Origin of the sequence: Pseudomonas parakoreensis (assembly GCF_021602155.1) — a bacterium.
GTDB classification, from domain to species: Bacteria; Pseudomonadota; Gammaproteobacteria; order Pseudomonadales; family Pseudomonadaceae; genus Aquipseudomonas; species Aquipseudomonas parakoreensis.
The window spans coordinates 50,034-73,936 of sequence record NZ_BQHY01000003.1 but is presented as its reverse complement, the minus strand read 5'-3'; the positions used below and the strand labels follow the sequence as shown (position 1 = coordinate 73,936).

Here is a 23,903-nt window from a genome sequence, read left to right as displayed (position 1 = left end):
GATTATTTCACTTTGAATGAAAAGTTGCCGGTGATCGGGTGGGTGTCCGAAGACACTGCACGCCATTCAACTTTGTAGGTGCCGGTGGTCAGCGGTGCAGCCGGCGTAATCACCATGGTTTTCGGATCACCACCAGCAGCGACGGCGGCCTTTACACCCATGGGTGAGTTAGGCATGCCTGGCATGTCGGTCATGATCAGCTTTGCACCGGAGAACTGAGTGGTGAGATTCTCAGAAAAATGCAGTTCGATTTTCGACGGAGCCGCCGCATCCGAGCCTTCTGCCGGAGTGGAAGAAAGTAGTTTTGGATGTGCCTGGGCCACTGCACTCAGAAGCAAACCAGCAGTGATTGCAACAGCCACGGACGTAGTTTTAAGGAATGACATGCAAGACTCCTCACAGCAAGCGCTGTTGATTCGAGGTTTTTTGGGAGGAACTAGTTTTTAATTTCTTTAAAAACCACTGTTGATTAACTTGGAGCCCCCGTCCTCTTCGCTAGGTTGAACAGGAGAAACTCGCTAGCCCTAACGTCACAGTGCGAGAACACGATGCCACACGATCACAAACTGTTCGATTACATTTCAGTCAGCTTGATCCGATGTTTGGCATCTAATCGTTGAGCGTAGCAAGACCTGGAAAAGACACGGCGTACCGCAGGACAGGGGAGCTCAATCACTTTGAAAAATCCGCAGAGGCGTAGCAAACGCAGAACGCCAAGACGTCGTTGGTCCCAATGTTTTGTCGCTCAGCTAACCGTGGAATCGACGGCCGGAAACTCAAGATGAAAAGCCGTTTTCCCGTCGCCTGACGTACACCAGATCTTGCCATTGTGCGCTTCGACAATTGATCGGGTAATTGACAGACCTAGCCCTGCGTTGCTCGGACTTCCTTCTCGCCGCGCTGGGTCCACGCGATAAAAACGATCAAACAGCTTTTCAAGGTGTTCGGGGGCAATGGGCTCACCATAGTTTTCCACGACAACCGTTACCGACGCATCCTTGTGCTGAATATCGACACTGATTGACGTCCCTTCATAGGTGTAGCGCAGCGCATTTGAGAGCAGATTGGAAATCGCTCGGTGGAGCATAAGAACATCACCTCGCACGCTCCCCCGTCCTGAAACCTTGAGCTCGATCCCTCGTTCATCAGCCAACAGGCGGTAGTACTCAAGCAATTTTTCCACGACAGCCACCAGGTCTATTGGCTTGCTCTCGTGCGTAATTAGACCATTGTCAGATTTCGCCAGAAAAAGCATGTCATCAATCATCCGGCTCATGCGCTTCAAGTCATCAAGATTGGAGTACAAATTGTCTTCGTAGTCCTCGATGTTTCTTTTTCTCGAAAGCACCACTTCAGTGTGGGTCATCAAGTTGCTCACGGGGGTCCGTAGTTCGTGGGCAATGTCTGCCGAAAAGTTGGATAACCGGACAAATGCATCGTCGAGCCTGGATAACATGGCGTTGAACGACAACACCATCTGTTGAAGCTCTTTCGGAACGGGTGCCAGGGGAATACGCTCCTTGAGTGATTTTGCTGACATGGAGGCAGCAACCCATGTGACCTGGCGGATAGGCCGCATGCCACTGCTAGCTACCATCCAGCCGAGTGCAGCACTGACCAATGCGCTGATCACCAACCCTATCCAAAACCATCGTTCGAGCGTCTCGAAAAAGGACATATGCTGCGTAACGTCAAAAATCAACATGACAGTTAATGGCCTTTCTTGTCCCGTCACTACGGATTGCGCAGTCACACCACGGAACATCTGCTCTTGCTCCCGCCATTCCCAGACGGTTGTGTTTGTGGTTGTTCGAAACGCCTTCGGAACGTCGACCGGGCCGGGATCCGCAAACAGCACCTTGCCGTCGCCATCGATGATAAGCGCAGTCAAATCACGGTGTGCGCCCAGCAGCGCTTCTAACTCCGGTTTAGCCTCGCTGAATTGATCGATGTTGCTCAGCCCGGACAAGATCCGCTGGGTCGAGTGGAGTTTTTCGTACAATGCCTGCTGATCCAGCATCTTGAAATGATGCCGGCTGAGGTTATTGAAACTGAGTCCGGCGACCGTGAGCACGGCCGTTACCGCGAGCATAAACATCAGACTCATACGAGTCGTCAGGGACATCCGGTTCATCACGACTCCGAATCTGGTGCATCGAGCATGTAACCCATTCCCCTTGAGGTATGAATCAACTTGACCTCAAAATCGTCGTCTATCTTGGCCCTGAGCCGTCTCACTGCAACCTCGATAACGTTGGTATCGCTGTCGAAGTTCATATCCCAAACCTGGGAGGCGATAAGAGACTTTGGCAGCACCTCCCCTCGACGACGCAGCAGAAGCTCAAGCAACGCGAACTCTTTGGCCGTAAGGTCTATGCGTTTGCCTCCTCGGATGGCTCGACGCTTGAGCAGGTCCACTTCAAGGTCAGCCAGTTTCATAAAGGTTTGCGAAGGTGCGCTGCTACCGCGACGCAGCAGCGTTCTGACTCGAGCAAGCAATTCAGAAAACGCGAAGGGTTTGATCAGATAGTCATCCGCACCGAGTTCAAGTCCCTTCACTCGGTCTTCAACGCGGTCTCTGGCGGTGAGAAAAAGCACCGGGACGTCTTTCCCGGAAGCGCGCACCTTCTGCAGGACTTCCCAGCCATCCAAACCCGGCATCATGACGTCGAGAATCAGCAGATCATAGGCTTCGCTCAAAGCGTGCTGAAGCGCCTCTTTTCCATTCGTGAAACGGTCGACATTGAACCCGGCCTCGTTGAGCCCTTGCTGCAAATAGATACCTATTTTTGGTTCGTCTTCAGCGACAAGAAGTCTCATGAGGTCGTTCTCAGATAAAGGTTAAGCGGAGTCTGCAACGAAAACTGGCAGCCAACCAGCAACTGACAGAAAAGTAATCTTGGCTTCAGGTAGATGTCAGCGAGTGCTGGCTAGGGTTCAGACATGAGCACTTCATTGGTGCTCGACCGACCTCTGAGCGATGAATCGTATGGAAGTCGGATTCCCTCATGAGGAGCTACCCCGATGAACCACCTGAAAATGCTGTTTTTTGTAAGCTCGATACTGGTCTCGGCTTCTGTGTGGGCTGAAAGCGGCGGAGATCGTGTGATTGAGCGTATGGAAGGTTTGCGCGACAAGGCCGAGGCCACGTTGATGAAAGCTGAACAAGCCCCTGAAGGAGAGCGTCACGTCCACATGGCAGAACACATGAAGATGCTTGGCGACATCATGAGCCAGCTCCACAACGATCACCCAGATGCCTCAATGTCACCCCAACAGCATCTAGCCTGGATGGAGAAGCACGACAAAATTGTTGACGACGTTTTGCGCCAGATGCAGCGCGAGCACAAATTGATGCTTTCAGAAAACCATCAATAAACGCCCCCAGGATAAGTACTTGTCAGCATCTTGTTGCGGCGTCAATTGGACGCCGTATCTATTTAGAAAACTGACAAAGAAGTAATGCCCAAGTCAGTTAGCTGGCAGCTGAGCATCATTAGCATAGCCAATGTTCCCACGTATTCCTGAGGTCACCATGAAAACTACGCTCGCTACCCCGTTCATCGCAGCAATGACCCTTTTTTTCGCTGCTACGGCTATGGCTAATGCTGGGCATGGACAAGACGACATAGGCCAGCCTGGTGTGGCCTCTGACGTTACCCGCACTGTAGAGGTCGAGATGGGCGACATTTTTTTCAAGCCTAAAAGCATCGACGTAAAACCTGGTGAAACAATCCGCTTTGTCCTTCGCAACGAGGGTTCGCTGCTGCATGAGTTCAACATCGGCAAAGCCGCTGCTCATGCAGCACACCAGAAAGAAATGGCAAGCATGTTCAAGAACGGAACATTAAGCCCTACCGGTACCGGGAAGATGAGCGGCATGAGCCACGGCATGGGCGGAATGAAGATGGTCGCAATGGAGCATGACGACCCTAACAGTGTCCTGATTGAGCCTGGCTCAACCCAAGAGCTGATCTGGACCTTCAACGACAGTGCAGGGCTTCAGTTTGCCTGCAACGTGCCGGGGCATTACCAATCGGGAATGGTCGGCGAATTTGATCTGAAATAAACCGGAGTCGGCTGTTTCTGCCGGCCCGACGCAAGAGTTGGCTACGCTAAGTCGCAAGTAACATAGCAACGCTTCTCAGCCGGGGTCCGTGCGGAAACATCACCGCACCACTGTGGAGCCGCAAATCAGCGTTGTACTGAATATGCTCATTTCTAGTAGCACCTTACAAGGGGAATAGACATGCCTACCACCTCTGGCCATCACGACCATAATCACACCCATGCTGCTTCCCGGGATGATGCTGATCTACATGACCCGGTGTGTGGAATGGCAGTCACTTCGTCGAGTAAATTTGCTGAGACTTACCAAGGACAGACGTATCGGTTCTGTAGCCTGAAATGTCAGGAGAAGTTTCGAGCGGACCCTGAGCGCTACAGTGGCCACGTGGTGCGCAACGAGTCAGGCAGCACAACGCCGGAGTCTGCGGTACAAACGGGCACTGAATTTACGTGCCCGATGCATCCTGAAATACGGCAGACCGGCCCCGGTAACTGTCCTAAATGTGGCATGGCACTAGAGCCTGTCATGCCGGCGCTTGATGAAGAAGAAAATCCTGAACTCCGGGATTTCAATCGCCGCTTCTGGTGGTCGCTGCCCTTAACCGTGGTCGTAACCGTGCTCGCGATGGCGGGTCACTCGTTACAACTTCTTCATGGTTCGGCTCAAAACTGGATCGAGTTCGCTCTGGCGACACCCGTGACCTTATGGGCAGGATGGCCTTTTTTTGTAAGGGGACTGGCCTCGGTTAAAAATCGCAGTCCCAACATGTGGACTCTGATTGGGTTGGGCACCGCCGCAGCTTATCTGTACAGCGTCATAGCAACGCTCTTCCCCCAAAGTTTTCCCTCCAATTTCATGCAAGATGGACGTATCGGCGTTTACTTCGAAGCGGCAGCGGTCATCATCTCGCTCACGTTGCTTGGCCAGATCCTTGAGCTCAAAGCCCGATCACAAACTTCCGCCGCCATTAAGTCTCTTCTCGGCCTTTCGCCCAAAACTGCACGCCGGATCAATGCCGATGGCCAGGAGGAAGACATTCCTCTCACACATGTGCACCTGGGAGACCACTTACGGGTCAGACCGGGTGAAAAGGTGCCAGTTGATGGTTCGGTACTTGAGGGTGAAAGTGCGGTGGATGAGTCGATGCTCACTGGCGAGCCAGTCCCGGTAATGAAGAAAGCTGGAGATAGCCTGATCGGCGCCACGCTGAATACGCATGGGAGCCTGGTGATGGAGGCCCAGAAGGTCGGTGCCGAAACCATGCTGTCCCAGATCGTACAGATGGTCGCGAGAGCTCAGCGTTCCAAGGCGCCGATGCAACGAATGGCCGACTCGATTGCCGGCTACTTCGTGATGGGTGTTATCGCGATTGCGATAATGACATTTATCGGTTGGGGGCTTTTCGGCCCTGAGCCCAGTTGGGTGTTTGGTCTAATCAACGCTGTCGCCGTGCTGATCATCGCTTGTCCCTGTGCGTTGGGACTTGCTACGCCTATGTCGATCATGGTGTCGACAGGTAAAGCAGCCAGCATGGGTGTTTTGTTCAGAGATGCCAGTGCAATTGAAAGCCTTTGCAGAATCGACACGCTGATTGTCGACAAGACAGGCACCCTGACAGAGGGACGGCCCGTGTTTCACAGCGTGGAGGCCACTCCCACCTTCAATCCCGACGACGTCCTTCACCTGGCTGCCAGCCTTGATCAGGGCAGCGAGCATCCTTTAGCACATGCGATCGTCGATCACGCCCGAGCCGAGAACATAAAGCTCACCAAGCCCGAATCCTTTGAGTCGGATTCGGGTATCGGCGTCAGTGGCGTTGTCGATGGCAAGAAGCTCCAGCTGGGGAACACAGCGTTGATGGAAGCCGCAGGCGTGAGCACCAACTCCCTACAAGAGCGCGCTGAGGTGTTGCGACTTGACGGCATCAGTATTATCTACCTCGCCGTCGACGGCGCATTGGCAGGTTTGTTGGCCGTATCAGATCCGATCAAGCCAACCTCAAAAGAGGCCGTCACCAAGCTTAAGGCTCACAACGTGAAAATCATCATGGCTACTGGGGACGGGCTTACTACCGCTCGGGCTGTCGCCAGGGAGATGGGGATTGAAGAGGTCCACGGTGAAGTCAAACCCCAAGACAAGGAACGTCTGGTGGCAGACCTACAGCAACACGGGCGAAAAGTGGCCATGGCAGGTGACGGTATCAACGATGCTCCGGCCCTGGCGCGAGCAGATGTGGGGATAGCCATGGGAACGGGGACTGACGTGGCGATGAATAGCGCGCAACTCACGCTGGTCAAAGGTGACCTGATGGGGATCTTACGAGCACGAGCTCTTTCGGTCGCCACAGTTAAAAACATGCGCCAGAATTTGGGCTTTGCTTTTCTCTACAACTCAATGGGTATACCTCTTGCCGCTGGTTTGCTCTATCCATTGACGGGGCACCTCCTGTCGCCAATGATCGCTGCCATAGCCATGAGCGTCAGTTCCGCGTCGGTAGTTTTCAATGCATTGAGGCTGAGGAATACCCGAGTTGACTGACCTTCAAAATTGCAGCGGTTTTAACTCGGGGGGAATGGCGATCCATGTGCTTTCTTCAATCCCTTTAAGCGCGCATTCGCCCTTTGCACAGCGGCCATTTTTTCGGGCCGCTTCATGCGCTTCCACTTTCTGATGTCTTCCTTATTCCGCCCGCAGCTCACACACAGATCACCACTGAGTTGGCAAACCGAGATACAAGGATTCTCGATTTCTTTTGCCATGGTCAGTCCCCCTTAGCTTTATGTAGTTGAGCCACGCGACGTTTCCAGTCGCCTATGTGCGTGCGTTGGCACTCTTGCTCCGAGTCAAAGCGGACATTGCGGTCTGAAACAGGCAGGTCAAGATTGGCCTCTTTCAAGGCGATCGCCGTCAACTCAAAGATGCGGGCCTTCGCGTCAATCTCGGCCCGCTTCCTGTCAGCCAGGGTTTCGAACACCCAGATGACCTTCAGGGTTTCAGCCAACGCACTTAGGTCAGCGGTGTGAGTGAGCCAAATAAACCCCTTTATCTCGTCCTTTGCTGTTTCGCACGCGTCGGTGAGCGTGACGATCAACTGGCGCTCGATCCGAGCCAGTTCACGTTTACCGGGCGGCATCGGTGTGTCCTATAGAGGTTGTGCTGGACAGGCGCTGAGTCATGTCTGCCGGAACTCGACGGTCAGGTGGCTGACTTCGTGAACTGTTTTGAGACGCTCACGAATGCTCTCGGCGTTCACAGTGGCTTCACCTAGAACGCTGACGATCGCCGCGCACGCTTGAGGTCCCACCCTCCAAACGTGCAAGTCTGTAATGGTAGCGCCACCAGGTTTCTCAACGAGTTCGCGGATTTCCTCGGCAACGTGCGCGTCGGTCTGATCGAGCAACACGCCCGCAGTTACCCCCATCAAGGTCCAGGCCCAACGCGCGATAACGATAGCGCCGACGATACCCATGACCGGGTCGAGCCACACCCAACCCAGATATCGACCGGCAAGCAAGGCAGCGATGGCCAGAATCGACGTCAGCGCGTCTGCAACGACGTGGACATAGGCGGACCTCAAGTTGTTGTCGTTTCCGTTGTGGGCATGAGGGTGATCGTGGTCGTGCCCATGTCCATGTCCATGCCCATGCCCATGCCCATGACCCAGCAGCAGGGCACTGACAATGTTGACGAGCAAACCGACAACGGCGATGAGGGTCGCGGTGCCAAACTGAACCGGTGTTGGCTGCAACAAACGCATGAACGATTCAACGCCAATGCCCAACGAAATCATGCCAAGAATCAGCGCCGAGGCGAACCCGCCCAAGTCTCCAACCTTTCCTGTACCGAAACTGTAGCGCTGGCTGGTAGCGTGGCGTTTTGCGTATCCGTAAGCGGCCGCCGCGATGCCCAATGCGCCGGCATGGGTTGCCATGTGGAAGCCATCGGCCAGTAACGCCATCGAACCCGTGATATAGCCGGCGGTGATCTCCCCGATCATCATTACCACCGTGAGTGCTACAACCCAAAGCGTACGCTTGGCATTCTCATCGTGCGCTGAGCCTAGAAACACGTGGTCGTGTGTGTAATCGATGTCGGTCCTGCTCATACGTGTTTACCTGGATGCATTCACTTGGAGTACCGGCGGATAGCTTCAAGAAGCTCTTCGACGCCCTTGTTACGCTCTTCTTCGCTGAGCGCGGGGTTCGCGACATGTGCTCGTGCGTGATCCTCGATGATCTCCTCCATCAGCCCGTTGATGGCACCCCGAGTGGCCGCAACAAGATGTAGTGTCTTGGCGCAGTCGAAGTCCGATTCCAATGCTCGTTCAACAGCTTGAATTTGCCCGGCAATACGTTTTACACGTTTAAGAAGATCGTCTTTGTGTGATGCGATATGACCCACGCTATACCCCCCCTACCTATATAGGGTCGCATGATAGGCCTCCCCCCTATACCTATGCAAGGTTCGCGGGAGGACAGATCAAAGCCGTTGACGAAACGAGAGGCATACAAAATCGTTGGATCAAGCGAGAGAGCCGCAATGTTGCCGTTAGCCGACCTTTACCGACGAGAACAATAGGGCGCACTCCTGGAAACCGTTCAAATGGTAGCGAGCTAATTAGCAGCCGAGTGGTCAAGTCCCGTAAAACTTCTCGAAATCTGCGCTCACGGCTTTGATTAGATAATCGTTGACCTTGCCATGGTGTCAACGTCGATGCTGTCGCTGCGGGGAAAAGACACCGCTCAGCACGAGGGTAATTCACATGGTCGTCTTAGATGTATCAGGCATTGGTTGCGGCAGCTGCGTCGGCAAAATCACCAGAGCGATCCAGGCACTGGACGACAACGCTACGGTCTCCGTCGATCGATCAACCGGTAAGGTGAGTGTTGAAAGTAGCGAAAACGCTGAACAGCTCCGTAAAGCTGTGGAGGCTGTTGGTTTTCCTTCCAAGATCAGCCATTGAATGGAGACGCCTGCTCCTGAGTAGAGCGTCGTCTGATGGTGAATACCTTTGAATCCGAAAGTACCTGAGCCGCTGTATCGGCCAAAGTTGGCTCGCATGCGCCTATGCTGCTAGTCACCGCGCAGAGCTTTGAGCAAACCCTTGAATGCTCCATTTAGCCGAGTAAAAGCGGCATCGAAACGTATCGCGTTTTCCGTGTATTTCGCGACCTCGACCTGCTGATCGACAGTATTTTGGTCCAAGGCAGGCTGAGCCGGCGTGCTGTAAAGCAAGTCGCGCCCGTATATAGCCACCGCCGATTCTTTCTTAAGAAAATGCTTTGCGTTTGTTGTTTTCAAAGAAAACGCAGTGGTAGCAGGTTCTTTGGTTTGGCTGGCGAGCACAGTAGAAAAATCCAAGTCTTGGGCTTTGAAGTTCGGAGTGTCAGCGTTCGCGATATTGTTACTTAAGATCTCAGCTCTTTGGCCACGATAAACTAACGCTCTTTCTGCGGAGCCTAATGCTTTCTCAAAATTAATACTCACAATTAATCACCCTCGGTGGCATTACTATCTTCTTTGATCATTGAACACCCAGCTGTTGCAGCAGAGCATTCAAGTCTCCTATTAATTTTAATGCAGAGACCTAGAACATCGCCTCCGTGAGAATTAATGGAACCCAAAGCAATGATTACACTTCAATCTTATATTCAATAAAAGTCGCGCAATGCGAAAAGATGGAGACCATACGTATTAAATAGCGTGTACTTCAAGAAAAATATTCCAAACTGACACAACTGTAATATTGGCCTAAGCTTCCTGACAGGGGGTGTCTCTTATAGTCCAACTGAGTCTTTTGCTCACCCCCAAAGAGTCCAATCCATGATGTGATTCAGAGGGGATATTTTCACACATCTGAGGTAGCCCATATGAACACCATCAAAACCTTGTTCGTCGTCGCAGCGCTGACTGTTTCCACTCTGGCCATGGCTGAAGGCGGTGGTGACCGGACTTTCGCACGTATGGAAGTGGCCAGGACGAATTCGATGGAATCGTACCAGGTAGCTCAAACGCAGAGCGCTCAACCGCCTGTCGCTGAAAGCAAAGCCAAAGCGATGGACCATAAAAACTGCTGAACGATCAGGCACGCGGCCAAGCTGACAGAAATGTAATCACGAAGGTGGTTTAGATGTGGCAATTTCTGAGCTCGCTTGCAATGAAAAATTCGTCTTTTTTTCGGTACGCGAAGCTCATCTTGCCAACTCACGGGTTGATTTGAACGGCTCCCTTTTGACTGATTGGAAATAAACGGCATGCATTCCAAAACCTCTAGACGGACATTCGTTAAAGGCCTGGCCGCCGGCGGCATCCTTGGTGGCCTTGGTCTGTGGCGCACTCCTGTATGGGCAGTGACCAGTCCCGGCCTGCCGAGCGTCCTCACCGGCAACGAATTTGATCTGTTTATTGGTGAAACGCCGGTAAACATCACTGGCTCGCCGCGCACAGCCATGACCATCAATGGCTCGTTGCCGGGGCCTTTGCTGCGTTGGCGCGAAGGGGAGACGGTCACTCTGCGCGTGAAGAACCGTCTGGATCAAGACACCTCCATCCACTGGCACGGCATTATTTTGCCTGCCAACATGGATGGCGTACCGGGTTTGAGCTTCCACGGCATCGCGCCCGACGGCATGTACGAATACAAGTTCAAGGTGCATCAAAACGGCACGTACTGGTACCACAGCCATTCTGGGTTGCAAGAGCAGGCAGGTGTTTACGGGCCAATAGTCATCGATTCGAAAGAGCCTGAGCCGTTTCAATACAATCGCGACTATGTGGTGATGCTGACTGACTGGACCGATGAGGATCCTGGGCGCGTCATGGCCAAACTCAAGAAACAATCGGACTACTACAACCACCACAAACGTACCGTGGGCGACTTCATCGACGACGTCAGCAAGCAAGGTTGGTCTGCTGCCGTCGCCGACCGGAAAATGTGGGCCGAAATGAAAATGAACCCAACTGATCTGGCAGACGTCAGCGGGGATACTTACACCTACCTCATGAATGGCCAAGCGCCGAACGGCAACTGGACCGGTATTTTTAAGCCTGGCGAGAAGCTACGCCTGCGCTTTATCAATGGCTCAGCGATGAGCTATTTCGATGTTCGCATTCCTGGTTTGAAAATGACCGTGGTGGCGGCCGACGGCCAATATGTCCAACCAGTCAGTGTCGATGAATTCCGAATCGCCGTGGCAGAAACCTATGATGTGATTGTTGAGCCTGCCACCGAGGAGGCTTACACAATCTTTGCCCAGTCCATGGATAGAACCGGCTATGCGCGGGGGACCTTGGCAGTTCGTGAAGGACTGAAAGCACCGGTACCGGCGATCGATCCGCGTCCGCTGTTGACCATGGATGACATGGGCATGGGCGGTATGGCTGGCATGGACCATGGCAGCATGGCTGGCATGGGCGGCGGCGATATGAAACAGGGTGACATGTCAGGTATGGCTGGCATGGATCACAGCAAGATGCAGGGAATGGACCAAGGTGACATGACCGGGATGACCGGCATGGGCAGTGGTGACATGACCAACATGGCCGGCATGGACCATAGCAAGATGGCAGGTATGGACAAAGGTGACATGTCCAACATGGCCGGCATGGACCACAGCAAGATGGCGGGGATGGACAAAGGCGACATGTCCGACATGGCCGGCATGGACCACAGCCAGATGGCAGGGATGGGCGGTATGGGAGGCGAGATGCAATCTCACCCAGCGTCCGAAACCAACAACCCGTTGGTTGACATGCAGGCCATGAACCCAACGCCAAAACTGAACGATCCAGGTATCGGTTTGCGGAACAACGGTCGACGGGTGCTCACTTACTCAGATCTGAAGAGCACTTTCCAGGACCCTGATGGCCGAGAGCCCAATCGCACCATTGAGCTGCATCTGACCGGTCACATGGAAAAGTTTTCCTGGTCCTTCAACGGCATCAAATTTTCTGATGCTGAGCCCCTTCGTCTCAAGTACGGGGAGCGTCTTCGCATCACCTTGGTAAACGACACCATGATGACGCACCCCATCCACCTTCATGGAATGTGGAGCGACCTTGAAGATGAAAACGGCAAGTTCATGGTACGTAAGCACACAATCGACATGCCACCGGGTACCAAGCGCAGCTATCGAGTAACCGCCGATGCTTTAGGTCGCTGGGCCTATCACTGCCACCTGCTTTTCCATATGGAAATGGGCATGTTCCGTGAAGTACGGGTTGATGAGTAAAGGAGACGATCTGTGAGCACACACCTAAATCGTAAATCGCTGATCGGTTGCCTCTTTGCTTTTGGCCTGATGGGTGGATTCTCCTGCGTAGCATTGGCAGTCGAAGAACGTGGTGATCCTTCACCTGCTACTTCTGCGGATGCGCCGAACAAGACTGCGACCACGTCAAACGAGGCAACGCCGAATCACGCGACGATACCTCATACCAAGATGCGCCATGAGTCGATGGATCATGACCATGAAAACAAGAAGGCGGATTGAGATCATGACCAAGAATTTTTTACGCCCAACGTTGATGGTATTGGCAGTTTCTACGAGTCCTGTCTTCTTTGCCGTGGCTCACGCCGCTGAAGAGATGGATCACTCGAAGATGAACCATGGCTCCATGGGAGCGATGGACCATAGCAACATGGGGGCTATGGACCACAGCAAGATGAAAATGGACGACGGTCAAATGACCGGCATGGAAAGTATGGATGAAGGGACGACGACAACCAGTCGAACCCCTGTCCCCGTACTTACCGATGCTGACCGTGCAGCCGCCTTTCCAGATGTCGCTGGTCATGGTGTCCACGACAAAACAATCAACTCTTTCATGCTGCTGGATAAGTTTGAATACCAGGATGCTGACAACGGTAGTGCGTTGGCTTGGGATGCGAAAGGATGGATCGGCGGTGACATTGATCGACTGTGGTTGCGCTCGGAAGGCGAACGTACCAATGGCGTGACGGAAAGTGCTGAATTATCCGCGCTCTGGGGGCACTCCATCGGACCGTGGTGGGACGTCGTCACCGGTGTACGACAGGATTTCAAACCAGGGTCTCCTCAAACCTGGGCCGCACTCGGCATTCAGGGCATGGCCCTCTACAACTTCGAGGCCGAAGCGACTGCCTACATCGGTGAGAACGGTCAATCGGCTGCTCGACTGGAAGGCGATTACGACATTCTGCTGACGAATCGATTGATCTTGCAGCCGACGGCCGAGGTCAATTTTTATGGGAAGAATGACCCTCAGCGCGGCATCGGGTCCGGATTAGCCAACACCGAAGTGGGGCTCCGATTGCGTTATGAGATTGTCCGCCAATTTGCCCCTTATATCGGGGTGAGTTGGAGCCGTTCCTATGGCAATACGGCAGACTTTGCACGTGAGGAAGGTGAAGATGCCAGCGAGGCACGCTTTGTCGCCGGTATCCGGATGTGGTTCTGAGAACCGGGCATGAAGATTACACTGAAGGCACTGATAGCTGCTGGTCTGGCCACCGTAGCAGCGGCTGCCGGCGTGGTATATTTCGGCGTGATCAATGTCGGGGCGGATGATCCCCACTCTGCCCCTGTCTACGCGCTACTTTCTATTGCTCGGGATCGCTCGATCGAAGTGCGCTCGCGCGACATTCAGGTCCCCGACCTGAGCCAAGAAGCCCTCATCCGTGAAGGTGCTGGCAACTACAACTCGATGTGTGTCGGTTGCCATTTGGCTCCGGGCCTTACAGGCACCGAACTGAGTAACAGCCTTTACCCCGCACCTCCGAACCTTTCAAAACTGGGCGTCGATGGGCACCCAGCCGCAGCTTTTTGGATCATCAAGCACGGCATCAAATCCACCGGCATGCCCGCGTGGGGCAAAAGCATGGCCGATCCGTACATATAGGGGATGGTCGCATTTCTCCAGCAGCTTCCGTCACTTGATACAGAGCAATACAAAGCCCTGATCACGAGTAGCGGTGGCCATCAACACGGTGGTGGCGAAAGCGTGATGCACAACCATGAGGGTCAACATGGAACGACCCAGGGGCAAAGTGGCGCAGGTGCTGCCAACCAAAGGGCGGAAGTCCGCGCTAATGATGACGAGAAAAACACGGCACATGCCCATGGCCCCTCCGCAGCGCCGTCTGCAAAGGAGCCTGCGGACCACGCCGATCATAAGGGTAGGGAAGCTTCAGATGACGCGGCCCCGACTCCAACCGTACAGCCCAAATCACATACACATACTGATGGGAAGGAACATACCCATGCGAAATAATTCTCTTCGTCGCAGACGGGCACTTCGTCTCGCTGCTCTCGTGGCTCTGTTCATCAGTTCAGCCAGTCACGCAGCAGAGCCATTGACGATCGATGTACATCGCGACGCTAATTGCGGATGCTGCAAGAAATGGGTCCAGCACCTTGAAGCCAGCGGCTTTACCGTCGTTGATCACGTGGAAACCAACATGAGCGCGATCAAGCGCGGTCTCGGGATTTCTCCTGAGCTCTCGTCCTGTCACACAGCAACCATCAACGGAAAGTTTGCTGAAGGTCACGTGCCCGCCGAGCAAATCATTGCGATGAGCAAACGTGATGACCTGCTCGGGATTGCCGTTCCAGGCATGCCGGCCGGCTCCCCAGGAATGGATGTGGACGGGAAACATGACGCGTATAAGGTAATCGGCTTGTCAAAGGCAGGCACAGACCACGTCGTTGCTGAATACCCCGAAAACTGATCTTCTAATCTTGCTCCTGCATGGTGAGGGTCATGCCCGTGCAGAGGACATAGCTCATTTCGAACGTAAAAAAGGCGCCACTAGGGCGCCTAAACCACCTCCCAAACCAAAGGAAAAACAAGGAGGCGGGATGTATCAGGTAGTCGAGAAATTGTTTACTGTACGTTAGACACACTTCAACTGACGGACATGATTTCATAAAATGGATTACTTCAGGCTTTCCTGAAAATTACTTCTACGTCAGCGAGCAGTAAGCTAGTTTCGGACAAAGGAGAATTATGCAGTTCTTAAATAATTTTCATTGTCTAGCTTCCATGGGGGCAGTTGTCGGCCATGACCTTATATTCCACGGTGTTAAGCTTGCCCATAGAGTCTTCATAGGTCATGCGCGAAGGAGCAACCCCACAGGTTTTATTGGCTTGCGTGACACTGACGACCTTCTGGATATCGAGGTTCATACCATATTCATAATGAACAACTTCAGGAGGAGTCTTGCCGTTCTTTGAGGCGTATTGTTCCATTGCTTGTTGGTTCTCTTGCATCATTCGACCATACACGCGGTCACCGCCTCCTTCAGCCATGGCTAATGAAGATAAGGTCAAAATCGAAGCGGCGTAAAACGCTTTCACTGCTGTCATTGCTTTCATGATGTTCTCCTAAAGCTCAATTTACTGAGTTAAAGAGTAACAAGTGAAAGCTTTCAGAAAGCTGCCGCGAAGGTTACTAATGTGAAAGGTTGACGCTACCCCGCGTTTACGCTTTCAAGCCAGATGGGATTTTTGTTAACACCAAAGTTTGGCAGACGCTGACGGAACAAAGATGCCCTCAAAAGCTTATTTGAACCGATGGTCCCTCCCAATTCCTCGATACGCCGGTAGACCTGAGCAGGGCCTCCGCGTCGACCCCGGTTCTTGCCAGGCTTTCCAGATCCCACTCGAAGAAACTGCAAAAAGCCAGGAAAACCTTGCTTGATACCGCTGAGGTCAATCTTACCGTCGAGTAATTCACGGGGAGCTTCATCCTGATGAGTTCAGAGACAGTCCACACTAAAGTTCTTAGACGGAAATGCCATACTGACTCCTGATGAATCTTGATCTGTTGATAAGTAAGAGGGAACCTCTGCTTGCGTAGATCCAGCTCATGAGGTAACGAACCTGGGAGCAGCGATTGCAAATTCCGAATGTTCACTCTCTTCGGATCTTTCGTAACTTTATACAGCTCATCTACGCCCGCTTCGATAAGGGCTGCATAGGCGTCGTCTCTAGAATCGATGGACTTTTCGACCTTAACTGTAGCTTTTTTAGGTGCATGGAGTTTTGCCATTAACCATGCGTTATCATTTTCTAGAATCCATTGCGTAGGTTTGTACGCCTTCTTCCAGAGGTACTCGATATTGGCATCGGTACGTAGCGCTAAAAGCAACTCGATTTTTTGGCGATATCTAGTTTTTTGACTAAGACGCGATTCTTCGACTTTGGGCGCTCGCGGAGAAACAGCGGCACTCAGCAGAATAGACTCATTCTTCAGAGCCTCTTCAAAGCCATCTGCACTGGAAAACAAATGAAGAGCAATGATCAAATGCCGCGCGAGCGGCATATTTAGCTGACCTTTATCTGATTTGAGCCGGATCCATTGCTCATGCTTTCCGGTGTTGTAGGCTGGATCAATCTGCGCCAAAAGCTCATCGCCGTAAGCGCTTTGGATGCTGTCGAATAGTTTTGCGATACCCGCATTTTTTCCGAAAATGAATCCGCGTTTCTTGCATTGGCGGACGTAGCACGAACTTAATACCGTACTGCCTATCGGAGGGATATTGCGTTGCAGGATATCGTGTGCGAACAGAGCGACTTTCTGTTCCATCTTTGACCCCTTGTGTATTGCTGCGCTGTTTAACGGGCTCCAGCCGCATGCGCATGGCTCAGTCAGATTGGGAAGCAGCTTCAATTTACGGTAGAACGGGCGAGAGCACTCGGGGCAGGCATGGATCAATGCGTCGCCATGACGCCAACAGACGGCAACACCGGGTATCTGGTGAGATCGATGCCAGTAGGCAGAACCCCGCTCAATCAAATCTTCCTGAACGCAGGTAGGACAAAGCTTAGCCTTGCCATGGGTGGACTCTTCTCTGCGGGGCACCCGTACCACCCCGTCATAACCCAGTGGCCCTACGTCGTTCTCTGGCCCCTGCTTAACCCCAAGAAACGGTCGGTAAGCAGGAAAAGTAGTATTGCTTCTGATCAACTCTGCGAGATTGCTCTCCGATTGCCCCGGCAGCCTGTGCGCGAGCCTCTCGATCTGCTTGGGTACGATGCCACCGATGCAAAAGGGTTTCGATGCGAACAAATCGCGATAGGTTTCCGTCGCGGTTCTGTTACCTGACAGATAGTGATATCGGGTGACACGAGAGTAAAGCATTTCATCCGGCATCGAAACGGGGAAAAATAATAGATCAGACATCATTTACCGATTAAAGGTAGGGCTCGAAGAGAATGTGCATCCGGGGGCAGTATATATGCGACCCCTAAAATTCTGCATCCGGTCTGGATTTGAAATGACAAGCCGCTCAACTTTGAATCGTAGTGAATTCATCTAAATCCTGCCGCGCCCGTATTCCTCGAATACAAAACACGTATCGATAAACCCGCGTAGGTCAGCCCATGCCGGTTGCAAAACTATTTCCGTTGATCGCGGGTTAGTACGTTTACATGCTGATCGTGATGATCCAGCGTATGCCGGACCTATTCTGGAGGGGAATTTTTTCATTAACAGAAAAATAATGGGTTTATGGTGAATTGATTTAGAACTTTTTAGATGGAGGGGGAATGCCCAGCTGGATTACAGCATGGGTCGAATGCTCGCGACCCTGTAGAGCGAAGAACGTGATACAGCCTTGCCCTCTGAGAGCAATTGGCGTCTAGCCCATCGCAGACGCCTATCGTGAAAGCCTTCGATTGGTTCACATACTTTTTCGAGCATTGCTGCACACAGAGGAAGCTTGCAAAGCTGCTTTTCGAAGCGAGAAAGAACATGAAGCTCCCGACCTATCCTGGTACGCGAAATGCGGACAGGCTTACCCGCAAGAGCATAAAGCGCGTCGGCACACTGACGGACTTCGCCGGCCAGTCTCGCATCGAGGGCAGCGAACATTTCGGTGCTATTTAGACGAGGCGTACGATGGGGGCTTGGGTTTGCAGTTGACTCCGAAAGCCACTGCTTATCGTGGCGATACAGCCACGCATACCCCCTGCATGCATGTGCTTTGTAAAATCGATAATCAGCCTCGAAAGCCGCGCGTCTTGCGCATAGCTCAGTGTGAAATCGTGCCTCCCTCCAAGCATCTTGCCCGCCGGGTACATTTCTGATGTGACGATAGACATACGCTGATGAAACGCCTAGAACGGCAGCGATCTTTTTGGCATCAGCTCCTTCAAGAGCATGTTGCCACACAGCGGCTGACGAACAGTCCAGGCCTTCACCAGGCATCACCGGAGAAAGGCGCGCGTGAAGCCGAATGTGAGCTTTCGGATCACATGCCACCGCCTCTTTCACTGGGCATTGACCATGAAGCAAGCTCACCATTTCAACGCCCAGAGCACCGGCCAATAAAATGTATTTGAGCGGATGGTGAGAGGTTATAGGCGTACGAAGCAGCTTCGTGACCCATGAGGCGGGTGTACCTGCACGAACATCTCCGAGTATAGAAAACTCCCATTCTCGCGGGAGTGCAGCAAAAAAATCGGCCATGTGCTGCGCCAGCATGTGCAGGTGCAAGCGATGGTTATCAGAAGCAAGGTTGAGCTGCGTTGCCCTGTGTAAAAGCGTGAAGCGCACCGCCTCCGCCGACAAAGCAGTGACGTCAGACTCGAGGACCTGAAGTGAGCGCAACGCTATTTCGTGAAGCGGTGGCATGCACCGCAACGGGGTGTCGAGAAGTACTGTGTGTGCTTGCACATTCTCATCATTGGGCAGATTGAGTTGTCGAGAGCTGCGGCTGGACCAGCGAGGATCAAGGATCCTGAGTGACGTACCGTGATGCGGACATACCAGCACGCCTGGAAGCATGTGGACCCTGTGCCAGTAAGCGACTCCCCGTTGAGCCTGATCTTGTGCGATACATTCTGGGCATAACCGCACTCGGGAGGCGAATCCAATACGGCTCGCGTTGACGCCCAGCTTCAACATCAAGCCTTTCCCATCAGCGGTCATCAGCGTCCGAGCGTGTTCGACCTGGCTCATCCTCAAAAACGGCGCATAGTAGGGTAATAATGTGTGGCGCATGAGGACCTCGGCTACCGATAGCTCAGTACCGCTGGGTAGCGCATCGACAAAATCCCCTAAATGACTCGGGAATGCCACATTTTGCGAAAAAGCTGCCGCCGATTTCAGTCCGGCAAATGCTGCTTGGCAATTACGAACACCGCAAAGACGGGCATAACGAGAAATCACGCTGTGCAGCGTCTCGTCGGGAAACGCGGCGGGGAAGAAATGGAGTTTAAGTTGCACTTCACCCCCCCTCCGACTCACGCTTTGTGATACATCGGTGAGAACTCAAACAGGTCCTCGTTGAGCCAGCCCGCAGCGCGCAGAGCGTCGAGGGGAGCGTCATGTTCGCTAAGCGCTTTAGCCTCTGAGTTTTCCACAGCAGTAGCAATCGGCGATGGGTGATCTTTCGCAAAAATGGTCGGAGATGGGTCTACCGGCTTCTCACGGGATACAACGCTTCGAAGCAAGGTGAGGCGATCCTCTCGTGCCAATCCATCGAAAACCATCATTTCGCTCAGCTGATCCTCAATCGGCAGCAAATCGTCAAACTGTCGCATCCGCTTCGGATCACGGCTACGCAGAGCTGAAAGGGCTGGCTTTAGAATCTGCATTTTTGAGTTGCTTACCTTCACCAGGATCTCGGCAGTCAAACACTCCGAGCCACTCTGGACCGCATAACGCTGACTCAATACCAGCAGCTTGACCAGGAAATCCGTGACGCCTTGAGTGTGCTCATACAGCGTGTCAAAAATCTCGTCGGTCAGCTCAGCCGTCTGTTTGCACCACTGATAGCTCCAGAGATTTTCGACCAACAACCGCCACTCCTCATCATCCTTTTCGAATCGTTTGAATTCGAGCGTACCAGCACCACAAACTCGGCGGGCAGTCCGCATGGCTTCTGAGAACAGGCTAATCGTCGAGTTCGTGCCACTGAAAACCACCGGGATACCGATGTTGTTTACCAAGTGCAGGAAAAAATTCAGCATGCTCTCCTTACCACCGGTTTTCGCCAGGTGGAGGTTTTGCAGCTCGTCGATCAACAAGGCGCCGATGAAAAACGTGCTGGCCACCTGCTCCATCTGTTGCAGCGCATCATTGATGTTTCGATGCCGGTAGCGCTTGTGGTAGTCCTTGTCTCCTAGAGCGTCTCCAACCGCATAAAAAAACTGCTGGCAAAATCCAGCCAGCGATCCATCCCGAGGGCAGTCAAGCTTCAGCCATGTGATTTGGGTATGAACAAACTGCTTTCCCTCATAGCGCTCATGACGGATTGTCTGTGGATAAAGGCTCAAGATGGCGTGGAGTGCCGTTGACTTGCCAATGCCGCTCAGGCCGACGACCGTAAACGTTTCTGCAGTGGACTTGAACGCATCGTGGTAACGCTGAGCTCCCGATAAAGAATGCAAATGCCGGACGGTAGCGGGCGACATCGGGTTACGCCCGACATACCCTCGACGGATGAGCAGTGAGAACAGGGCCTCCAGTTCCAGATGTAGCAAGAACGGCTGTACGACGGTTCTCAGCCTGTCGATACAGTGAATTCGAGTGGCTCCTTCGAGCGTCAGCTCTTTCGGATCCACCGGCTGAGGAAAGTTCGAAATCAGTTCAACAGCCGCCGCCTCCGACAATATCGGAGGCAAAGCTTCGATAAGCGGGTTACCCGCATACTCACTAATGTCCTGTCTGACGTAATTGGCAAACGTCTGTGCACCTTTCATTTTGCCTGTCCTGGCCGAATTCTTTTGAGCAAATCGATAACCTGAGCGGTGCGCTCACCGGCATATGAATCATGCGCTTTCTGTGTCGTTTCAGATTGAAGTGAAGCTGGCTCCACCCTGACGCCTTCAGGAACAACCGCATTTTCACGCTCGCGGAGACGTTCTTCTGCGCGGTTCTCGCGGATGTTTCCAGTGGCCTCTGCCTTAGTAGGCGGAGCAGGTTCCTGTTTTCGTTCTGCGAGCGCGTGACTGATGATCTGGTGGACCTGATCGCTAAGCTGCACACGGCTTTCCAGCTCAGCTCGACGGCGAGTAGGCGGTTTTTGGCGATAGGCTTCGAGCAGATCAAAAATCTCGTCCGAGCGATAATTCGCGTAACCGGCATCCGATCGTCGAAGATCACAACGGATAAACTGCTTGGCCTCTCCTTGAATCCAAATGTGTGCCGCAGAGTTCGGATCGAACCAACACTCTATTGACCAAACGCCCCCTTTGCGAGCCTTGGCAAACCAATCTTTCTCTATGGCCATATCACACACGTAGTGCATGCCGCGAAACATCACTCCGCCCTTTTGAACGGTCGCGCGCTCACGCGGTAAAAGGTGGAGATAAACCAGCTCGTCGGGACGTTTGTTGGATTCGATCAGGTCGTTGTCGCAGGCCCAATTCCATATACCGTTAGGCGTAGGTTCTACGCCGTCATTCATCATCGCTTGAGTCAGTCGGTCAGGCTGTCGATGGTGACGGTTATAGTGGAGCACGCAATTGATGAGGATTTGGGTGAACTCTTTGAGGTTCAGCGTGGCATCGAGCCGGTAATCTCGCTCGCCGCGCTCTTTGTCCCGCGCAGCTACCCCGCCAGGTAGCCACCTGATACCCGTCAAATCATTCAAAATGCCAAACCGACTTTCTACCATAGGCTTCCAATCAGGCCGATAAGGTGGGGCAGTGCCCATCTCAATTCCCAACCCTGAGGATAACCCCTCTGCTGCGAGTGACAGCATCTCTCCCCGGTCGGCGTAAATCTGGTGGGGCAGGTGGTGACAATTCCAATCATCTGCATTGATGTCAACGCCGTTCTGAGCGCAGAACTCGACTTTGGAGGTAAACGCGTTGAACAGCGCTTGTCTCGCCCCATTCCAACTAGGGCCCTCCAATCCTACATAGAGACCAGCAATTATTCCGGAGAAACTATCCACTACGATATAAACAACGGGCCGACCAATGAGCATCCGTCTAGAGTAGCTGTTGACCAAATAAATATCGGCAATCGTTGCGTCGATTTCGAACTGATGACAGGGTCCACGCAGCCAATCTCGAACGGTACCTGAAAGCGGACGGCAATCCTTTAACCACCTCCTCAACCCTTTACGGCCACGCTCGGTTTCAATCTCGTCGAAAAAAATCTGTCCCCAATATTGGAACTGCCTCAAGCTGGGGAGTTCTGAACCAGGCAACAAACGAAGCTCTTCTTCACTGTTTTTAGAGATGTCTCGAACAGAGTAGAATCGTCTCAACATTTCGTCATATGCGCTCGAAATAGATGATTTCTTATCTCTTACATAAAGAGCATATCCAACACGGATGCATCGTTTATCAACTGCACTGAGCATCTTGGAAGGCGAAGTAAGAACGCCTTGAAATTTAGGCTTTCGCCCTGGTGGCCTGCTCGGATCATATTTTCTATCGGCAACACCTACCGCCGTATAATTATTAAGCAATGAGTTGCGAACTTGACCATAAAACCAATATCGGTAAAGAAGCCGATAGATCGTTTTCCGCTGGATTCCGAGCTCTGACGCCCGTCTGCTAACAAGCCGGCCTAACTCACCTCGTACAAATATTTGTCCCGGGTATTCAGGATCTAATAGAGGGGCGATGACGGCCCACTTTTCGTCCCGGCCTTGCTTGGCTCTCTCATCCAACTGTTCCTCAAGCACAAGCATAAACTCGGGCGTGGTGATGGCTGCTGGTTTGGTGTGACCAGACGCTATCGAGCGACGCAGCTCATCCAGACCAACCGCGTACGGCTGCCGGGGTGGGTCAGCTAGATCCATCAAAACTGCTAAGTCATGCGTTTCATCCTGGTAAAGGAGCCTGGCTATCGTAGCAATGACCGACAGATCGGTTACAGGCTCGAAAACGTCATTAACGAGAACAGTCATGATAATTTCTCCTTCAACGATACTTGGACAGGGCCCGGTGAAACTTCGAAGCCAGGAACTAGACCAGTAAGGTGGAGAGGAGTGTTAACCAAATCGATTTTCAGTATCTTGTTCCAAACCAGATGAAAGAAAATTGCTTGAGCGTCTATATAGGAAATGGACAGAAGTGATGCTATTTTTCTTAGACAGGTGGCCAAGGTCCACGAATATTCCCGGCTGTTTACAAGGCACTCGATAAAACTCGAATGCAACGGCGCTTTCATTAAATCACGAGAGAGCTTCGAGTACCTCCTGATTAGTCCAAGATTTTTAATCAAATCTCGTGTAAAAAACTCGTCTGTTACGATTTTCCAATCAACACCTTGGCTTTCCCAAAAACGCTTTTCAATTTCAAGTTTTTCAAGCGTTCTTTTACTTCCATTGCCAATTAAATCGGAACGATACTTCACCGTCCTAGCTACCGATTTGAAGTTTCCGCTCGGGTCCTTAACAGTTAACAGGAAGTCTGTTGTCATCACATAAGGCAGTGTTGTTCTAGGGTATCTTGGATAGCGTACATCGATCGCCGACGCTATCGCTTGCGCACGCTCTGTGGGTAGTAAAGGGTATTGCTCCCGTATATCCACGACGTCTTCAGAAAATTCACACACAAGGAAGTACGAACGCTCGAGATCTGACAGGAGGTGATGAATCCTCTCGATCTTCACGCCTTGAATCTTGTGCGAACGACCTATCGACGGGACATCTTGTACCCGCAGCCAAGGCACGTAGCTTGCCCCGGCGCCTTCGCCAAATCCATTTGCAATGTGCCGTTCAATGTCCTGCTGTGATGCAAACTTACGACCTCGCAACCCACGCCTCCTCAGTCGATGCGGACCGCTTCACCTCGCGCCGAGAAAAAGTCGTAGAAGGACACGACCGGCAAAGCGGCCGTATACAAAACGTTTTCTAGACTACACCCGCTGAAAGTTGAAGCGATG

The 23,903-nt window shown here is 52.6% G+C and carries 23 protein-coding genes and 2 pseudogenes; 10 read left to right on the top strand and 15 right to left on the bottom strand.

Annotated elements, in window-relative coordinates; genetic code table 11:
- Positions 1–2: 2 nt before the first annotated feature.
- The 3 genes from copC to L6D63_RS05110 all read right to left on the bottom strand — a co-directional run bounded on the left by copC (position 3) and on the right by L6D63_RS05110 (position 2,820).
- Positions 3–386 (bottom strand): copper homeostasis periplasmic binding protein CopC, encoded by a 384-nt coding sequence (gene copC / locus L6D63_RS05120; RefSeq protein ID WP_024014909.1) that lies wholly within the window; start codon positions 384–386, stop codon positions 3–5.
- Positions 387–745: 359 nt separating this feature from the next.
- A complete protein-coding gene (locus L6D63_RS05115; RefSeq protein ID WP_019816985.1) occupies positions 746–2,134 on the bottom strand; it encodes a heavy metal sensor histidine kinase in 1,389 nt (462 codons plus the stop codon).
- Entirely contained in the window at positions 2,134–2,820 is a 687-nt protein-coding gene (locus L6D63_RS05110) for a heavy metal response regulator transcription factor (protein WP_019816984.1), read from the bottom strand. Before L6D63_RS05110 ends, L6D63_RS05115 begins: the two co-directional genes overlap by 1 nt.
- A 204-nt stretch (positions 2,821–3,024) precedes the next feature.
- On the opposite strand from L6D63_RS05110, the gene L6D63_RS05105 reads away from it, so the two are divergent.
- The 3 genes from L6D63_RS05105 to L6D63_RS05095 all read left to right on the top strand — a co-directional run bounded on the left by L6D63_RS05105 (position 3,025) and on the right by L6D63_RS05095 (position 6,607).
- Positions 3,025–3,378, top strand: a complete 354-nt coding sequence (locus L6D63_RS05105) for a co-regulatory protein PtrA N-terminal domain-containing protein (protein WP_024014911.1) — start codon at positions 3,025–3,027, stop codon at positions 3,376–3,378.
- 157 nt (positions 3,379–3,535) lie between these two features.
- Positions 3,536–4,069, top strand: a complete 534-nt coding sequence (locus L6D63_RS05100; RefSeq protein ID WP_019816982.1) for a cupredoxin domain-containing protein — start codon at positions 3,536–3,538, stop codon at positions 4,067–4,069.
- Positions 4,070–4,249: 180 nt separating this feature from the next.
- On the top strand, positions 4,250–6,607 hold the full coding sequence (locus L6D63_RS05095; RefSeq protein WP_024014913.1) for a heavy metal translocating P-type ATPase: 2,358 nt from the start codon (positions 4,250–4,252) through the stop codon (positions 6,605–6,607).
- 20 nt (positions 6,608–6,627) lie between these two features.
- Here L6D63_RS05095 and L6D63_RS05090 read toward each other — a convergent pair whose 3' ends face one another.
- From L6D63_RS05090 to L6D63_RS05075, 4 genes are read right to left on the bottom strand one after another with little or no spacing between them, the layout of a single operon-like run.
- Positions 6,628–6,828: a DUF1289 domain-containing protein gene (locus L6D63_RS05090; protein ID WP_019816980.1), complete on the bottom strand. Its 201-nt coding sequence runs from the start codon at positions 6,826–6,828 to the stop codon at positions 6,628–6,630.
- Positions 6,829–6,830: 2 nt separating this feature from the next.
- Positions 6,831–7,202, bottom strand: coding sequence for a hypothetical protein (locus L6D63_RS05085; RefSeq protein ID WP_045061253.1), 372 nt, complete (start codon positions 7,200–7,202; stop codon positions 6,831–6,833).
- Between the two features lie 39 nt (positions 7,203–7,241).
- Complete coding sequence (gene dmeF, locus L6D63_RS05080) at positions 7,242–8,174, bottom strand: CDF family Co(II)/Ni(II) efflux transporter DmeF (RefSeq protein WP_019816891.1); 933 nt, start codon at positions 8,172–8,174, stop codon at positions 7,242–7,244.
- Positions 8,175–8,194: 20 nt separating this feature from the next.
- Entirely contained in the window at positions 8,195–8,470 is a 276-nt protein-coding gene (locus tag L6D63_RS05075) for a metal/formaldehyde-sensitive transcriptional repressor (protein WP_019816892.1), read from the bottom strand.
- A 361-nt stretch (positions 8,471–8,831) separates the two neighbouring features.
- On the opposite strand from L6D63_RS05075, the gene L6D63_RS05070 reads away from it, so the two are divergent.
- A complete protein-coding gene (locus L6D63_RS05070; protein ID WP_019816893.1) occupies positions 8,832–9,032 on the top strand; it encodes a heavy-metal-associated domain-containing protein in 201 nt (66 codons plus the stop codon).
- 110 nt (positions 9,033–9,142) lie between these two features.
- Here L6D63_RS05070 and flgB read toward each other — a convergent pair whose 3' ends face one another.
- Positions 9,143–9,556: a flagellar basal body rod protein FlgB gene (flgB, locus tag L6D63_RS05065; RefSeq protein ID WP_019816894.1), complete on the bottom strand. Its 414-nt coding sequence runs from the start codon at positions 9,554–9,556 to the stop codon at positions 9,143–9,145.
- Between the two features lie 383 nt (positions 9,557–9,939).
- Here flgB and L6D63_RS05060 point away from each other — a divergent pair, with 383 nt between their 5' ends.
- The 6 genes and pseudogenes from L6D63_RS05060 (at position 9,940) to L6D63_RS05035 (ending at position 14,777) form a co-directional block, all read left to right on the top strand.
- Positions 9,940–10,146, top strand: coding sequence for a co-regulatory protein PtrA N-terminal domain-containing protein (locus tag L6D63_RS05060; RefSeq protein ID WP_019816895.1), 207 nt, complete (start codon positions 9,940–9,942; stop codon positions 10,144–10,146).
- A 177-nt stretch (positions 10,147–10,323) separates the two neighbouring features.
- Entirely contained in the window at positions 10,324–12,300 is a 1,977-nt protein-coding gene (locus L6D63_RS05055; RefSeq protein WP_034115529.1) for a copper resistance system multicopper oxidase, read from the top strand.
- 12 nt (positions 12,301–12,312) lie between these two features.
- The gene (locus L6D63_RS05050) at positions 12,313–12,561 is read left to right on the top strand and encodes a hypothetical protein (RefSeq protein WP_131670796.1); all 249 of its coding nucleotides are present in this window, start codon (positions 12,313–12,315) and stop codon (positions 12,559–12,561) included.
- Entirely contained in the window at positions 12,533–13,507 is a 975-nt protein-coding gene (locus tag L6D63_RS05045; RefSeq protein ID WP_019816897.1) for a copper resistance protein B, read from the top strand. Before L6D63_RS05050 ends, L6D63_RS05045 begins: the two co-directional genes overlap by 29 nt.
- A gap of 9 nt (positions 13,508–13,516) precedes the next feature.
- A pseudogene (locus L6D63_RS05040) lies at positions 13,517–14,320 on the top strand (c-type cytochrome).
- Positions 14,310–14,777 carry a DUF411 domain-containing protein gene (locus tag L6D63_RS05035; protein ID WP_062386186.1) on the top strand — a complete coding sequence of 156 codons (468 nt, stop codon included), beginning with the start codon at positions 14,310–14,312 and terminating at the stop codon, positions 14,775–14,777. Before L6D63_RS05040 ends, L6D63_RS05035 begins: the two are co-directional and overlap by 11 nt.
- Before the next feature lie 305 nt (positions 14,778–15,082).
- Here the strand turns inward: L6D63_RS05035 and L6D63_RS05030 are convergent, their stop codons facing one another.
- From L6D63_RS05030 to L6D63_RS05000, 7 genes and pseudogenes are all read right to left on the bottom strand, one after another.
- On the bottom strand, positions 15,083–15,415 hold the full coding sequence (locus tag L6D63_RS05030) for a DUF2790 domain-containing protein (RefSeq protein WP_062386549.1): 333 nt from the start codon (positions 15,413–15,415) through the stop codon (positions 15,083–15,085).
- Between the two features lie 187 nt (positions 15,416–15,602).
- A complete protein-coding gene (locus tag L6D63_RS05025; RefSeq protein WP_062386190.1) occupies positions 15,603–16,637 on the bottom strand; it encodes a hypothetical protein in 1,035 nt (344 codons plus the stop codon).
- Positions 16,638–16,784: 147 nt separating this feature from the next.
- A pseudogene (locus L6D63_RS05020) lies at positions 16,785–17,234 on the bottom strand (TniQ family protein); the annotation flags it as partial.
- Positions 17,235–17,612: 378 nt separating this feature from the next.
- Positions 17,613–19,280: a TnsD family Tn7-like transposition protein gene (locus L6D63_RS05015; protein WP_082060923.1), complete on the bottom strand. Its 1,668-nt coding sequence runs from the start codon at positions 19,278–19,280 to the stop codon at positions 17,613–17,615.
- 17 nt (positions 19,281–19,297) lie between these two features.
- Positions 19,298–20,758, bottom strand: coding sequence for an ATP-binding protein (locus tag L6D63_RS05010; RefSeq protein WP_019816907.1), 1,461 nt, complete (start codon positions 20,756–20,758; stop codon positions 19,298–19,300).
- Positions 20,755–22,923: a Mu transposase C-terminal domain-containing protein gene (locus tag L6D63_RS05005; protein ID WP_045061251.1), complete on the bottom strand. Its 2,169-nt coding sequence runs from the start codon at positions 22,921–22,923 to the stop codon at positions 20,755–20,757. The genes L6D63_RS05010 and L6D63_RS05005 overlap by 4 nt, the downstream gene beginning before the upstream one ends.
- Positions 22,920–23,774: a TnsA endonuclease N-terminal domain-containing protein gene (locus L6D63_RS05000; RefSeq protein ID WP_045061250.1), complete on the bottom strand. Its 855-nt coding sequence runs from the start codon at positions 23,772–23,774 to the stop codon at positions 22,920–22,922. Before L6D63_RS05000 ends, L6D63_RS05005 begins: the two co-directional genes overlap by 4 nt.
- Between the last annotated feature and the right edge of the window lie 129 nt (positions 23,775–23,903).